The 13,354-nt window shown below is 70.2% G+C and carries 15 protein-coding genes and 1 tRNA gene; 15 read left to right on the forward strand and 1 reads right to left on the reverse strand.

Features of this window, described 5'->3' with window-relative positions:
- Positions 1 to 114 precede the first annotated feature (114 nt).
- The 10 genes from AB0O40_RS19890 to AB0O40_RS19935 all read left to right on the forward strand — a co-directional run bounded on the left by AB0O40_RS19890 (position 115) and on the right by AB0O40_RS19935 (position 7,222).
- The gene (locus AB0O40_RS19890; protein WP_365043000.1) at positions 115 to 366 is read left to right on the forward strand and encodes a hypothetical protein; all 252 of its coding nucleotides are present in this window, start codon (positions 115 to 117) and stop codon (positions 364 to 366) included.
- 34 nt (positions 367 to 400) lie between these two features.
- Positions 401 to 595, forward strand: a complete 195-nt coding sequence (locus AB0O40_RS19895) for a hypothetical protein (protein WP_365043003.1) — start codon at positions 401 to 403, stop codon at positions 593 to 595.
- Positions 596 to 604: 9 nt separating this feature from the next.
- Entirely contained in the window at positions 605 to 1,057 is a 453-nt protein-coding gene (locus tag AB0O40_RS19900; protein ID WP_365043006.1) for a hypothetical protein, read from the forward strand.
- A gap of 14 nt (positions 1,058 to 1,071) precedes the next feature.
- Positions 1,072 to 1,296 carry a hypothetical protein gene (locus AB0O40_RS19905; protein ID WP_365043009.1) on the forward strand — a complete coding sequence of 75 codons (225 nt, stop codon included), beginning with the start codon at positions 1,072 to 1,074 and terminating at the stop codon, positions 1,294 to 1,296.
- Positions 1,293 to 1,616, forward strand: coding sequence for a hypothetical protein (locus AB0O40_RS19910; protein WP_365043012.1), 324 nt, complete (start codon positions 1,293 to 1,295; stop codon positions 1,614 to 1,616). Before AB0O40_RS19905 ends, AB0O40_RS19910 begins: the two co-directional genes overlap by 4 nt.
- An 84-nt stretch (positions 1,617 to 1,700) precedes the next feature.
- Positions 1,701 to 2,630, forward strand: coding sequence for a bifunctional DNA primase/polymerase (locus tag AB0O40_RS19915; RefSeq protein ID WP_365043014.1), 930 nt, complete (start codon positions 1,701 to 1,703; stop codon positions 2,628 to 2,630).
- 130 nt (positions 2,631 to 2,760) lie between these two features.
- Positions 2,761 to 4,308, forward strand: coding sequence for a YfjI family protein (locus tag AB0O40_RS19920; protein ID WP_365043017.1), 1,548 nt, complete (start codon positions 2,761 to 2,763; stop codon positions 4,306 to 4,308).
- A gap of 292 nt (positions 4,309 to 4,600) precedes the next feature.
- Positions 4,601 to 4,792: a helix-turn-helix domain-containing protein gene (locus AB0O40_RS19925; RefSeq protein WP_365043020.1), complete on the forward strand. Its 192-nt coding sequence runs from the start codon at positions 4,601 to 4,603 to the stop codon at positions 4,790 to 4,792.
- Complete coding sequence (locus tag AB0O40_RS19930) at positions 4,789 to 6,240, forward strand: site-specific integrase (RefSeq protein WP_365043022.1); 1,452 nt, start codon at positions 4,789 to 4,791, stop codon at positions 6,238 to 6,240. The genes AB0O40_RS19925 and AB0O40_RS19930 overlap by 4 nt, the downstream gene beginning before the upstream one ends.
- A gap of 115 nt (positions 6,241 to 6,355) precedes the next feature.
- Positions 6,356 to 7,222 (forward strand): DUF6602 domain-containing protein, encoded by an 867-nt coding sequence (locus AB0O40_RS19935; protein ID WP_365043025.1) that lies wholly within the window; start codon positions 6,356 to 6,358, stop codon positions 7,220 to 7,222.
- A 103-nt stretch (positions 7,223 to 7,325) separates the two neighbouring features.
- Here the strand turns inward: AB0O40_RS19935 and AB0O40_RS19940 are convergent.
- Positions 7,326 to 7,397 (reverse strand) — tRNA-Arg (locus tag AB0O40_RS19940).
- Between the two features lie 85 nt (positions 7,398 to 7,482).
- Between AB0O40_RS19940 and AB0O40_RS19945 the strand changes: the two genes are divergently transcribed.
- From AB0O40_RS19945 to thrC, 5 genes are all read left to right on the forward strand, one after another.
- A complete protein-coding gene (locus AB0O40_RS19945; protein WP_365043028.1) occupies positions 7,483 to 7,998 on the forward strand; it encodes a response regulator in 516 nt (171 codons plus the stop codon).
- Between the two features lie 190 nt (positions 7,999 to 8,188).
- Positions 8,189 to 9,283: an ArgS-related anticodon-binding protein NrtL gene (nrtL, locus tag AB0O40_RS19950; RefSeq protein WP_365043030.1), complete on the forward strand. Its 1,095-nt coding sequence runs from the start codon at positions 8,189 to 8,191 to the stop codon at positions 9,281 to 9,283.
- Between the two features lie 26 nt (positions 9,284 to 9,309).
- Positions 9,310 to 10,701: a diaminopimelate decarboxylase gene (lysA, locus tag AB0O40_RS19955; RefSeq protein ID WP_365043033.1), complete on the forward strand. Its 1,392-nt coding sequence runs from the start codon at positions 9,310 to 9,312 to the stop codon at positions 10,699 to 10,701.
- A 117-nt stretch (positions 10,702 to 10,818) separates the two neighbouring features.
- Positions 10,819 to 12,111 carry a homoserine dehydrogenase gene (locus AB0O40_RS19960; RefSeq protein ID WP_365043036.1) on the forward strand — a complete coding sequence of 431 codons (1,293 nt, stop codon included), beginning with the start codon at positions 10,819 to 10,821 and terminating at the stop codon, positions 12,109 to 12,111.
- A 7-nt stretch (positions 12,112 to 12,118) separates the two neighbouring features.
- A complete protein-coding gene (gene thrC / locus AB0O40_RS19965; protein ID WP_365043038.1) occupies positions 12,119 to 13,189 on the forward strand; it encodes a threonine synthase in 1,071 nt (356 codons plus the stop codon).
- Positions 13,190 to 13,354: the final 165 nt, after the last annotated feature.

Below are 13,354 nucleotides of genomic sequence, written 5' to 3' on the forward strand. Positions count from 1 at the left end.
CACGCCCTGCTAGCGCTAGCGACCCCGCTAGCAGCCCCCGCGGCGCCTGATCAGGCCGCTAGCAGATAGCGGCCCACCTGCGAAAACCCCGAAAACCCGGCCCTGGAGGCCCTTGTGACCCTCTTCCTGCTCGCTAGCGCCCCCACCCTCTTGCTCACGCTCAGTTACGCAACGCTCTGTGTGGCCTCGCCGTTCGGCCGCTGCCGCAAGTGCGACGGATTCGGCTTCGCCCTCACCTACAGCCGCAAGGGCAAGCCCCAGCGCGGCAAGCACTGCCGCCGCTGCGACGGCCACGGCATCCGCATCCGCAAGGGGCGCCACCTCTACAACCTGTGGGCCCGCACCTACCGCAACGGCACCCGCTGACCACCCCGCCGACCGTCCCCGATCGGAGCCCGTCATGACCTTCACCATCTCCGCCGTGCTGCTCTTCGGCGGCTTCTCGTTCATCGCCCTCAAGACCAAGTCGGCCGGCGCCGGCGCCGCGATCGTCCTCTTCCTCTTCGGCTTCTTCGCCGCCGGGACCGGCGCCTACGAGCCCATCACCAACGTCGTGAAGTCCACCGCCGAAGCCCTCGCCGACATCGCCAACTAGGAGCCCGCGATGCACGAGAACACCCCGGTCGTCCACCATCCGGTCCCGCTCCCGCCCACCCACGCGCCGCTCGTACCGCAGCACCACGCCAACGCCCCGCAGACGCTGCCCGAGGTGCAGACCGTCCAGCTCCCCGACGGGCGGCTCATCACCGGCTACGCCCTCACCCCCGCCAAGGACCCGGAGCCCTACCGCGTCCGCCCCGCCATCAGCCCGGTCGCGGTGAACATCGCAATCGGCGGCATCGGCTTCCTCGCGGTGTGCGGTGGCCTGCTCCTGCTCGCCACCTTCATCACCGCCCTCGCGGCGTTGGTGCAGCAGCTCGTCATCCTCGCCGCGGTCCTCTTCGGCGGCCTCGTCGTCGTCCAGGCCCTCCGCCTCGGCTCCGGCCGGCGCGCGCCGGCCGGAACGACGGTCCACATCCGCCGTGCCGTGATCAAGCGCAACCGCTTCCACAACTAGCCCAGGAGAAAGCCATGTCCGGACCCGAGCACTACCGCAAGGCCGAAGACCTCCTGAACCAGGCCGCCAGCCCCAACCTGACCACCCTCGCCAAGCAGCTCCTGCACGCCGAGGCACAGGTGCACGCGACCCTCGCCCACGCCGCGGCCACCGCCATCGTCCCGCGCACTCACGGCGCCAACTGCGCCGAGCGCAAGGCCTGGGAGACCGCCGCCCACACCCCGGAGACGTCCCAGTGACCCGCCCGCCCGCGCCGGAGACCACGCCGGCCGCCGCGTACGCCATGGCGCCCAGCATCATCAGCGAGATCGGCTGGACCGCCGACCGCGCCGTACGCGCCCTGCGCGGTCAGGAAGCCGACCGCGAGTTCTGGCTCCGCAAGGCCGCGTTGCTCGACCGCATCGCTCTGGACGACGAGCGCGCTCACATCCACGGCGACGCCACCGAAGCCGCCCAGCGTGCCGCCCAACGGCTGATGGACATCGACCAGGTAGAGGCCTTGACCGAGCCGCGCGCCTACGTCCGCCAGCAGTACGCCCATTGGGCTCGACACCAGTAGCTGTGCCCGGGGCGGTCGCCTCTCGCCAAAGACCGCGACCGCCCCGGCTCTCCGTCCCTTCGACAGAAACAGGAGACCACCAGCATGACACCCACCCCGGTCCCGGCGCTGCTGAGTGCCGCCCTGGCCGCCGCCGAGCGCGGCTGGCCCGTCTTCCCGCTCCGCCCCGGTGACAAGCGGCCCGCCGGGCACCCCGAACGCAACTGCCCCCGCGTCGGCCGGTGCGAGGACGGGCACCGCACCCCGGAGCAGCGCGCCACGCTGGAGCCGCGGCACATCGAGCAGTGCTGGCAGACGGGTCCGTACAACGTTGGCATCGCCACAGGGCCCGCCGGACTGCTGGTGGTGGACCTCGACATCCCCAAGGACGCCACGGACACCCCGCCGCCCGAGTGGGGCGGCGTGAGCGACGGACTTGATGTGTTCGCCGCCCTGTGCGAGCGGGCCGGGCAGCGGCTGCCGACCGAGACCTTCACCGTGCGCACCCGCCGCGGCGGACAGCACCTGTACTTCAATGCCCCCGCCGGAAAGCAGCTACGTGGGAGCGCAGGGCGGCTGGGGTGGAAGGTCGACACGCGAGCCTGGGGCGGGTACGTGGTGGCGGCCGGCAGCATCGTCGGCGGAGCGTCGTACGAGATCATGCACGACGCGCCCGCGGCCCCCCTCCCCACGTGGCTCAGTGACCTGCTCACCCCGCCGCCTGCACCCGCCCCGGTCAGCGTGGCCGTGCTCCAGTCCCGGATCGGACGGGCCGACCGCTACGCGACCGCGGCCCTGAACGGGGAGGCCGCCAAGGTCAAGGCCGCCGCCACCGGGGCGCAGAACACGACGCTCTACAACGCGGCGTACGCCCTCGGCAGGCTAGTCGCGGCCGGCGCCCTCACCGAGCGGGAAGTCACCGACACGCTCACGGAGGTCGCCCTCGCCAAAGGCCTGGCCGCGTCTCGCGCCGCGGCCAGCATCCGGGACGGCATCCGCCGCAGCAGCCGCAACACGGCCGGTGACGCGGCATGACCACCACGGACAACCCGAGCCTCGCCGTATCCGCCGCAGCCCGAGGCGGCAGTGGCGCGCCCAAGGTCGTCGGCCGTCAGGCCGTCCATTCAGCCCTTCGCAGTGACCCGCAGGAAGGCAGGACATCCGCATGACCGCACCATCCGCGGACGCCGACCTCTGGGCCGGGTTCGACGCTCTTGCCACCGAGGACGTGGCCGGACCGGCCTGGGACGAGCCGGTGCCGCTCACGGCACGCAGGGACCTCCCGACGTTTCCCGTGGACACGCTCCCGCCCTGGCTGGCTGGCATGGTGGCAGCCGTCGCCGAGGAAACCCAGACGCCCGCCGACTTGGCGGGGTGCCTGGCCCTCGCGGTCATCGCCACGGCGGCCGGCGGCCGGGCGACCGTCTGCGTGCGCGGCCGGTGGCGCGAGCCGGTCAACCTCTACACCGCCATCGCGCTGGACCCGGGGAACCGGAAGAGCGCCGTGTTCGCGCTGATGACCGAACCGCTCATGGCTGTGGAGAAGGCTCTCGTGGAGCTCTCGGGACCGGCACGCGCCGAGGCCGAGACCACCGCCCGGCTGGCCAAGGCCGCGGCCGACAAGGCGGCAGCCAAGGCCGCGAACGCCGAAGCGGGGATGCGCGACCAGCTCACCGCCGAGGCTGTCGCCCTCGCCCAGGCCGCCGAAGAAATCAAGGTCCCGTGCAAGCCTCAGCTTGTCGCGGACGACGTCACCCCTGAGAACCTGGCCACGCTCCTCACCGAACAGGAGGGCCGGATCTCCGTCCTGTCCCCGGAGGGCGGCATCTTCGACATCATCGCTGGCCGCTACAGCGGTGCGCCCAACATGGAGATCTTCCTCAAGGGCCACGCCGGGGACATGGTGCGGGTCAACAGGCAGGGTCGCGAGGCCCAGCACATCGAGCACCCTGCGGTGACGATGGGGCTGGCCGTACAGCCCGAAGTCCTGGAGTCCATCGGGCAGATCAAGGGCGCTGACGGTCGGGGGCTCCTGGCGCGGTTCCTGTACGCCCAGCCGGAATCGCTGGTCGGCCGGCGGAACCTCACGCCGGACCTCATCCCCGATGAAGTGGCCGAGGCGTACACCCGCAGCCTCGGGGGCTTGGCCATGGCGATGAACGGCTGGACCGACCCGGCAGTGCTCACCCTCGCGCCCGAGGCCGATGCGGTCATGCTTGCCTACCAGAAGGTCACTGAGTCCCGGATCGGCAAGGGAGGCTCACTCGCCGCCATCGTGAAGTGGGCCAGCAAGCGGGACGGGGCGGTTGCCCGGATCGCCGGACTGCTCCACCTCGCGACCTACCCCGACAACGGATGGACGCGCCCCATCGAGGCCGCCACCCTCGCCGCCGCCACCCGCCTCGGGGACTACTTCACCGCCCACGCCCAGCACGTGTTCGATGCCATGGGGGCCGACCCCGCCCAGGAGTCCGCTCACCAGGTTCTCGCGCACATCCGCGACACCCGGCCGGCCGGGTTCACCAAGCGGGAGCTGTTCCGGCAGCTCTCCCGTGGAGACTTCCCCGCCATGGCCGACCTCGACCCGGCCCTGGCCCTCTTGGAGGAACACGGCTGGCTGCGGCAACAGCCCCCGCCCCCGCGCACCGGCCGCGGCGGCCGGCCGCCCTCCCCGAAGTACGAAGCGCACCCCCGCCTCGCGCGGGGCGAGTGACACAACCCCAGCCGCCCTGACACAACTGACAGAACCCCAGCCCCGTCCCGCTGACCTGCGATAACGCCGCTCACGGCAGTCGTGACAGAACCGCTGGAAACTCCGACAGAACTCACCCGCCAACCCGGACGGATTCCGGGGCGGGAGGTTCTGTCTGAGTTTCCGCGGGTTCTGTCACGACCGCTCAAAGACCCGAAGGTGCAGGTCAGCGGGCATGTGAGGCAGGTTCTGTCAGTTCTGTCAGCGACTTCGGCGTTTCTGTCCCACAACCACCGCTTGAAGGAGCCTCGCCGTGGCCAAGCCTCGCGACGAAATGCTGACCATCCCCGAAGTGATCGAAGAGATCGGTGTCCCGCGAGCGACGTTCTACCGCTGGCGCCAGTACAGGAAGGGCCCGAAGTCCATCAAGCTCCCCAACGGATCTGTGCGGATCCGGCGCTCTGAGCTGACCCGGTGGCTGGAGACGCGGGAGGAAGCCGCGTGAGCAACAGCACTGATTCCGGGCCCGAGCAGAACGGCAACTCGAGCCCGGAAGGATTCTCCCTCGACGTGCGCCTTTGGAAGGTCACCAAGGCGCAGAGCAAGACCCGGCCCTACCAACTCCGTTGGCTCGTGGCAGGCAAGGTCAGCAGCAAGACCTTCGCCACCGTTGGCCTGGCGGACAGCCGTCGGTCAGAGCTGTGGCTGGCAATGAAGCGCGGCGAGGCGTTCCGCATCGAGGACGGCCTCCCGGAGTCCGAGGTTCGCGCCCTCGCGCGCGCCCAAGAGCCGGCAGAGACCCGCGAGCAACTTCCCTGGTTCACGTTCTGCCGCGAGTACATGGCGATGCGCTGGCCTACGGCGGCGGCAAAGACGCGGGAAGGTATGGCAGACGGCCTTGCCGCGGTCACGCTGGCGATGGTGGAGCAGGACAAGCAGATGCCCGTGGCGGAGGAGCTGCGCCTCGCACTCCGGTGGGCGGTCGTGCCCGCGAACGCCGAGTTGGACCCCCCATCTGAGCTGGAAGACGCCCTTGGGTGGCTGCTGAAGAGGTCCCTTCTCGTGTCCGCGCTGGAAGACCCGAAGATCCTCCGAGACGTCCAATACCGCCTTTCCTTCAAGCTGGACGGGGCACCCGCAGCGGGTGAGACAGCCCGGCGCCGGCGGCGTGCCTTGAACACGGCCGTTGAGTACGCAATCGAGCGGAAGCTTTTGGTGGAGAACCCTCTCACCGCGCTCAAGAAGGTGAAGACTTCCGCCTCAGACCGCGTGGACCCTCGCGTCCTCGTCAATAAGTCCCAAGCTGCTCAGTTGCTGGCCGCGGTCTCCTACGTCGGGACGTGGGATCGCAAGAAGGGGCGCCGCCTGGTGGCCTTTTTCGCCGTGATGTATTTCGCCGCACTCCGCCCGAGCGAGGCGGTGGGGCTGAAGAAGTCGGATTGCCACCTCCCGGAAAAGGGTTGGGGGACGCTCACGCTCCGGGACACACACCCGGTGTCCGGTAAGCAGTGGACGGATAGCGGAGAGCGCCACGACAAGCGTGGCCTGAAGTCCAGGGAAGCCAAGGACGACCGGCCGGTCCCGATTCCACCGCCGCTGGTCGCCATGCTCCGGGCTCACCTGAACGAGTTCGGTACAGCTAAGGACGGGCGGCTGTTCACGAACGAACGGCTCGGTCTCGTCGGCAGCAGCACGTATTGGCGGGTCTGGAAGGACGCCCGGGCGTACGCCCTCCCTCCGGACCTCCAAGCCTCGATCCTCGGTGGCCGACCGTACGACCTCCGGCACACCTGCATCACGACCTGGCTGAACGCGGGTGTACCCGTGGCCGAGGTAGCCCGCCGAGTGGGCAACTCACCTGAGGTCATCCATCGCGTGTACGAGGGCTGTATCTACGGTCAGGAAGAGGTGATGAACGGCAAGATCGAAGCTGAACTGAACCGAAGGGATTGAGATGCGTAGGTCCTGACAGTTCCTCGCCTCTGGAACCACGACCCTGGCGAATCGCCTGCGGCCTCTCGGGCTCCTGTTCCACAATCTACGTTGGCGGCCACAGTGGAGGTGCTTGGTGCTCAATCGGAATCTTGTTGAAATGTTGCGGGCGCAGGACAGGAAGCTTGCGGCCTCGCTGGACGAAGCCAGAAGTAGCTTTCGTCACGCCGGCCTTCGGGGAGACGTGACGGAATCGGCATTTAGGGATTTTCTGAGCGCCCACCTTCCTCGGCATTTTACGGTAGGCACTGGGGAGGTTATTGATCTGAATGATCAAACATCCAGTCAAACCGACGTTGTTGTTGCGAACATGGATCAGCCATTCCGTACGAATCCTCACGAATCGGGATTGTTTCTCGTCGAGGGTGTCTCCGCGGTGGGGGAGATCAAATCGCGTCTGACGAAGGCCGACCTGAGTGAAACCCTAAAGAAGGCCGCCCAGTTCAAGAAGTTGCGTAACCATCACGGTGCGGGGGATACGCGCTGGACGAACCCTTCTGATGGTCTCCGGTTCTATGAGTGTCCGCCCTATTTTCTCTTTGCGTTCGAGAGTGCGGTGGCAACAGACACGTTGTTGAGTGAACTCAGCGCAGCTGAACTGGTGGTCGGCCCGGATGGCGCGCAACCTCAGCTGCCACCCCTTGACGGGGTGTTCATCCTCGGCCGAGGTGTCGCCATCAACTACGGCGATGGCCAGGGGGCGCTTCAGTGGCGCCAGGAGGACCCCGCGGGCGTGCTGACATCCGTTCCGGGATGGGTGTGGCGCGATACGGCCACGGTGATCGCGGAGTTTCTGATCTGGTTGGGAGCCGCGGCCCCCCGAGTCAATCGGGCTAACGCGATCGCTCAGCAGTACCTGATCAGGCACATGAAGACCCAGGGGGGTGGCGGGCTGGTCCACAGCAGACGCGATCAGGGTCTATCGCAGGTCTATCGCGACTAGTGCGTAACAACGACAAAGACCCGGACTCAGTGGGACTGAGTCCGGGTCTTTGTTCTTGGCACCTTCGCTGGTCAGCGGCCTTGCGGCGCTGGTCCAGCGAAAGTGCCCCCGGCAGGATTCGAACCTGCGCACACGGCTCCGGAGGCCGTTGCTCTATCCCCTGAGCTACGGGGGCGGGGCCGCCGGTGTTGCTCGGCGACGGGTAGAACACTATCAGCTCCTGGGGGGTGATCAGGAACGGGTTCCGGTGGTGGGCGGACGTGGGTCGCCCGCAGGGGGTGGAAGTGGGGAAAACCCGGACGCGGGGGCCGGGGCGCACCTACTCTCAAGTTGTGCCAGGCGCGTCGGGCCGGGTGCTTGTTGTCGACGACAACAAGGTCATCCGGCAGCTGATCAAGGTCAACCTCGAGCTGGAGGGCTTCGAGGTCGTGACCGCGAGCGATGGTGCCGAATGCCTGGACGTGGTGCATCAGGTGTGCCCGGACGTGGTCACCATGGATGTCGTGATGCCGCGGCTCGACGGCCTCAACGCGGCGGCGCGGCTGCGGTCGGACCCGCGGACCCGGCACCTGCCGGTGGCGATCGTGAGCGCCTGCACGCAGTACGAGGTCGAGACCGGGGCCGCCGCCGGGGTGGACGCCTTCCTCGCGAAGCCCTTCGAGCCGGCCGAGCTGGTGCGGCTGGTGCGGCGGTTGATCGGGGAGACGGAGGAGCCGCCGGCTTCCGGTCCGGACGGCCGGCACGGCGCCGGTGCCGCCCCGTCGAGCTGTCCGTAGTTCGTTTCCCCAGTTCTTTCTGCAGTTCGTTCGGCAGCCGTTCTGCCGGCTGGTGCCGGGCCCGGGTCGTCGGCTGATGCCTTGCCGTCGGCTGTCGGTGGCCCCGCTCGCGTTGGGCCGGGGGCGACAGGCTGCCCACATGGCGAAACCGGTTCGCGGAAGGGCCCCCCTTCTCCCATACGCTGGACCCGTGACCCCCGCCGACCTCTCCCGTACCGTCGCGCTCGCCGTGTGCGGTGCCGTCGAGCGGGGGGAGCTGCCCGCGGTGCCGGAGGTACGCGTGGTCGTCGAGCGGAGCCGGCCCGGGGGGCGCGGGGAGTACGCGTCCAACGTGGCGCTCCGGCTCGCCAAGGGGGCCCGGCGGGCGCCCGGGGAGGTGGCCGAGCTGCTGCGGGACGCGCTCGTGGCGGTGCCCGGGATCGCGGCCGTGGAGATCACCCCGCCCGGTTTCCTCAACTTCACCCTGCACCCCGACGACGGGCTGGCCGCCCGGGTCCGCGAGCAGGGGCTCCGGTACGGACACGGCGACGCCCTGGCCGGCCGCGAGGTGCTCTGCCCGGGCGGCGACGAGCTGCGCGGCCGGGTGTACGGGGAGGTGCTGGCGGGGCTCGTCCGGGCCCAGGGCGGCACCCCCGTGCCGGGCGGGTCCGGGCCCGCGCCGCTGCGGCGCCAGGACGGCGTCGACGTGGAGCGCCGGCTCGGCGCCGAGGCCACCCGCTGGGGGATCCTCGACACCCCCGCCAAGGAGACCCCCGCCTTCACCTCCGGCCTGCTGCGCCAGCACGAGGACAACCCGCTCTTCCGCGTCCGGTACGCGCACTCCCGCGCCCGCGCCCTGCTCCGCAACGCCGCCGACCTCGGCTTCGGCCCCGCCGCCACCGCGCCCGACGCCCAGCCCGAGGCCCCCGCCACCACCGTGCCCGACGCCCAGCCCGCAGCCCCCGCCACCACCGCGCCCGACGCCCGGCCGGAAGCCCCCGCCGCCGGCACCGCGCCCGCCGACCGGCTCCCCGCACCCCCCGGCCCCGCCGCCCTCCTCCGGGCCCTGGCCGAGTACCCGCTCGTACTGGAAGCGGCCGCACACCATCGCGCGCCCGACCGGCTGACCAGGCATCTCGTCACGATCGCCGATGCCCTGCTCGACGTACAGCACGACGTGCTGCCCCTCGGCGACGAGAAACCCTCGGTCGCCCACCGCTCCCGGCTGGCCGTTGCCGAAGCCGCCGGGACGGTGCTCGCGGGCGGCCTGTCCCTGCTCGGCATCGATGCCCCCGAGTCTTTGTAGCGCTTGCAGAGAAAGAGCCAGCAACCATGAGCCGTTCCGCACATCCCGCAGGCCCCCGCCACGGTGACGTACTCCCCGAGAGCCACTACACCGCGCCGCCGGCCGACCTGAACGCCCTCGACGAGAAGGTCTGGTCGCGGACCGTGCGCCGTGGCGAGGACGGGGTCGTGACCGTCGGCGGGATCGAAGTGACCAAGCTGGCCGAGGAGTTCGGCACCCCCGCGTACTTCCTCGACGAGACCGACTTCCGCGAGCGCTGCCGTGCCTGGGCGCACGCCTTCGGCCCGGACGCCGACGTCTTCTACGCCGGGAAGGCCTTCCTCTCCAAGGCGGTCGTGCGCTGGCTGAAGGAGGAGGGGCTGAACGTCGACGTCTGCTCCGGCGGCGAGCTGACCACGGCGCTGGCCGCCGGGATGCCCGCCGAGCGGATCGCCTTCCACGGCAACAACAAGTCCGTCGCCGAGATCCACCGGGCCGTAGAGGCGGGCGTCGGGCGGATCGTCCTCGACTCCTTCCAGGAGATCGCCCGGGTCGCGCACGTGGCCGCCGGGCTCGGGGTCCGCCAGCGGGTCCAGATCCGCGTCACGGTCGGCGTCGAGGCGCACACCCACGAGTTCATCGCCACCGCCCACGAGGACCAGAAGTTCGGCATCGCGGTGGCCGGCGGGCAGGCCGCCGAGGCCGTCCGCCGGGCGCTCGGCCACGAGAGCCTCGAGCTGGTCGGCATCCACTCGCACATCGGCTCGCAGATCTTCGACATGGCCGGCTTCGAGGTCTCCGCCCGCCGCGTCGTCCAGCTGCTCGCCACGGTCCGCGACGAGCACGGCGTCGAGCTCCCCGAGATCGACCTCGGCGGCGGCCTCGGCATCGCCTACACCTCCGAGGACGACCCCCGCGAGCCGCACGAGATCGCCAAGGCGCTCCACGAGATCGTCACCCGGGAGTGTGAGTCCGCCGGACTGCGCACCCCCCGGATCTCGGTCGAGCCGGGCCGGGCGATCGTCGGCCCCACCGCCTTCACCCTGTACGAGGTCGGCACCGTCAAGCCGCTGGAGGGCCTGCGGACGTACGTGAGCGTCGACGGCGGCATGTCGGACAACATCCGCACCGCCCTCTACGACGCCGACTACAGCGTGTCGCTCGTCTCGCGCAGCTCCGACGCGGAGCCCATGCTGTCCCGTGTGGTCGGCAAGCACTGCGAGAGCGGGGACATCGTCGTCCGGGACGCCTTCCTGCCCGCCGACTTGGCCCCCGGCGACCTGCTGGCGGTGCCCGCCACCGGGGCGTACTGCCGCTCGATGGCGAGCAACTACAACCACGCGCTGCGCCCGCCCGTGGTCGTGGTCCGCGACGGAGCGGCGCGCGTGATCGTCCGGCGCGAGACGGAGGAAGATCTCCTGCGTCTCGACCTCGGATAAATGAAATAGACGTCTCGCGATCTGGACAGGTGATGGAAACTCCTGTCCAGTTTGTGAGACTGGTGCACACCGGACCCGCACGAGCAGGCCGGTTCTTGACGAAAGGCGTAGGTCGACATGATGCGTACGCGTCCGCTGAAGGTGGCGCTGCTGGGCTGTGGAGTGGTCGGCTCAGAGGTGGCGCGCATCATGACGACGCACGCCGACGATCTGACAGCCAGGATCGGCGCGCCCGTCGAACTCGCCGGCGTCGCGGTGCGCCGGGCGTCCAAGGTCCGTGAGGGCATCGACCCGGAGCTCATCACCTCCGACGCGACCGCCCTGGTCAAACGCGGGGACATCGACGTCTTCATCGAGGTCATCGGCGGCATCGAGCCGGCCCGCACTCTGATCACCACCGCCTTCGAGAACGGCGCCTCGGTGGTCTCGGCCAACAAGGCCCTGCTCGCCCAGGACGGCGCCGCGCTGCACGCCGCGGCCGAGGCGGCCGGGCTGGACCTCTACTACGAGGCCGCCGTGGCCGGCGCGATCCCGCTGGTCCGGCCGCTGCGCGAGTCCCTGGCGGGCGACAAGATCAACCGCGTGATGGGCATCGTCAACGGCACGACCAACTTCATCCTCGACAAGATGGACTCCACCGGCGCCGGCTACCAGGAGGCGCTGGACGAGGCCACCGCGCTCGGGTACGCCGAGGCCGACCCGACCGCCGACGTCGAGGGCTACGACGCCGCCGCCAAGGCCGCGATCCTGGCCGGCATCGCCTTCCACACCCGGGTCCGGCTGGACGACGTGTACCGCGAGGGCATGACCGAGGTCAGCGCCGCCGACTTCGCCTCCGCCAAGCGGATGGGCTGCACCATCAAGCTCCTGGCGATCCTCGAGCGGGCCGCCGACGGCGAGTCCGTCACCGCCCGCGTGCACCCGGCGATGATCCCGCTCAGCCACCCGCTGGCCTCCGTCCGCGAGGCATACAACGCCGTCTTCGTGGAAGCCGAGGCGGCCGGGCGGCTGATGTTCTACGGTCCCGGGGCGGGCGGCTCGCCGACCGCCTCCGCGGTCCTCGGCGACCTGGTCGCCGTCTGCCGCAACAAGCTCGCCGAGGCAACGGGGCCCGGCGAGTCGGCCTACACCCAGCTGCCGGTCAGCCCCATGGGCGAGGTCGTCACCCGCTACCACATCAGCCTCGATGTGGCGGACAAGCCGGGTGTCCTCGCCCAGGTGGCCACGGTCTTCGCCGAGCACGGCGTCTCGATCGACACCGTCCGGCAGCAGGGCAAGGACGGCGAGGCCTCCCTCGTCGTCGTCACCCACCGCGCACCCGACGCCGCCCTCACCGGCACCGTCGAGGCCCTGCGCAAGCTCGACACCGTCCGCGGTGTCGCCAGCATCATGCGTGTTGAAGGGGAGTAAAGGACCCATGAGCAGCAATCGCACCCATCAGTGGCGAGGCATCATCGAGGAGTACCGGGACCGGCTGCCGGTCACGGACGCGACTCCCGTGGTGACGCTCCGCGAGGGTGGCACTCCGCTCGTACCGGCCCAGGTCCTCTCCGAGCGCACCGGCTGCGAGGTGCACCTCAAGGTCGAGGGGGCGAACCCCACCGGGTCCTTCAAGGACCGCGGCATGACCATGGCCATCACCAAGGCCAAGGAGGAGGGGGCGAAGGCCGTCATCTGCGCCTCCACCGGCAACACCTCCGCCTCCGCCGCCGCCTACGCGGTCCGCGCGGGCATGGTCAGCGCGGTGCTGGTGCCGCGCGGCAAGATCGCCCTGGGCAAGATGGGCCAGGCGCTGGTGCACGGCGCCAAGATCCTCCAGGTGGACGGCAACTTCGACGACTGCCTCGACCTGGCCCGCGCGCTGTCCGACAACTACCCGGTCGCGCTGGTGAATTCCGTCAACCCGGTGCGCATCGAGGGGCAGAAGACCGCCGCCTTCGAGATCGTCGACGCCCTCGGCGACGCGCCCGACGTGCACGTCCTGCCGGTGGGCAACGCGGGCAACATCACCGCGTACTGGAAGGGCTTCAAGGAGTACAAGGCGGACGGCCTGGCCGGCCGGACGCCGCGCATCTGGGGCTTCCAGGCCTCCGGTTCGGCGCCGATCGTGCGCGGCGAGGTCGTCAAGGAGCCGCACACCATCGCCACCGCGATCCGGATCGGCAACCCGGCCTCCTGGGAGTACGCGCTGGCCGCCCGCGAGGAGTCCGGCGGCTTCATCGACGAGGTGACGGACCGCCAGATCCTGGCCGCCTATCGGCTGTTGGCCTCGCAGGAGGGCGTCTTCGTCGAGCCGGCCTCGGCCGCTTCCGTAGCGGGTCTGCTCAAGGCCGCCGAGGCGGGCCTGGTCGACCCGGGCCAGAAGATCGTGTGCACCGTCACCGGCAACGGCCTCAAGGACCCCGACTGGGCGGTGGCGGGCGCTCCGCAGCCGGTCACGGTGCCCGTGGACGCCGAGGCCGCGGCCGTCCGGCTCGGCCTGGTCTGAGGTGGCGGCCGGGTCCGGAGGAAGCTCCGGACCCGGCCCCGCCGCCGGACCGGGACCCGTCCGTACGGACACCCCGGCCTGGCCCGCATAACGCGTCAAGCCGTGGCGTAGTACGGCAAAGAGGCGCAGGAGGCTCGCGACACGCATCGTGCGCCTCCTGTGCGC

The organism is Streptomyces sp. NPDC089919, assembly GCF_040684615.1.
Classification (GTDB): domain Bacteria; phylum Actinomycetota; class Actinomycetes; order Streptomycetales; family Streptomycetaceae; genus Streptomyces.

Coding starts and splice junctions, on each gene's coding strand:
- AB0O40_RS19895 (WP_365043003.1), top strand. CDS start 401: ATGACCTTCACCATCTCCGCCGTGCTGCTCTTCGGCGGCTTCTCGTTC.
- AB0O40_RS19900 (WP_365043006.1), top strand. CDS start 605: ATGCACGAGAACACCCCGGTCGTCCACCATCCGGTCCCGCTCCCGCCC.
- AB0O40_RS19905 (WP_365043009.1), top strand. CDS start 1,072: ATGTCCGGACCCGAGCACTACCGCAAGGCCGAAGACCTCCTGAACCAG.
- AB0O40_RS19915 (WP_365043014.1), top strand. CDS start 1,701: ATGACACCCACCCCGGTCCCGGCGCTGCTGAGTGCCGCCCTGGCCGCC.
- AB0O40_RS19920 (WP_365043017.1), top strand. CDS start 2,761: ATGACCGCACCATCCGCGGACGCCGACCTCTGGGCCGGGTTCGACGCT.
- lysA (WP_365043033.1), top strand. CDS start 9,310: ATGAGCCGTTCCGCACATCCCGCAGGCCCCCGCCACGGTGACGTACTC.
- AB0O40_RS19960 (WP_365043036.1), top strand. CDS start 10,819: ATGATGCGTACGCGTCCGCTGAAGGTGGCGCTGCTGGGCTGTGGAGTG.
- thrC (WP_365043038.1), top strand. CDS start 12,119: ATGAGCAGCAATCGCACCCATCAGTGGCGAGGCATCATCGAGGAGTAC.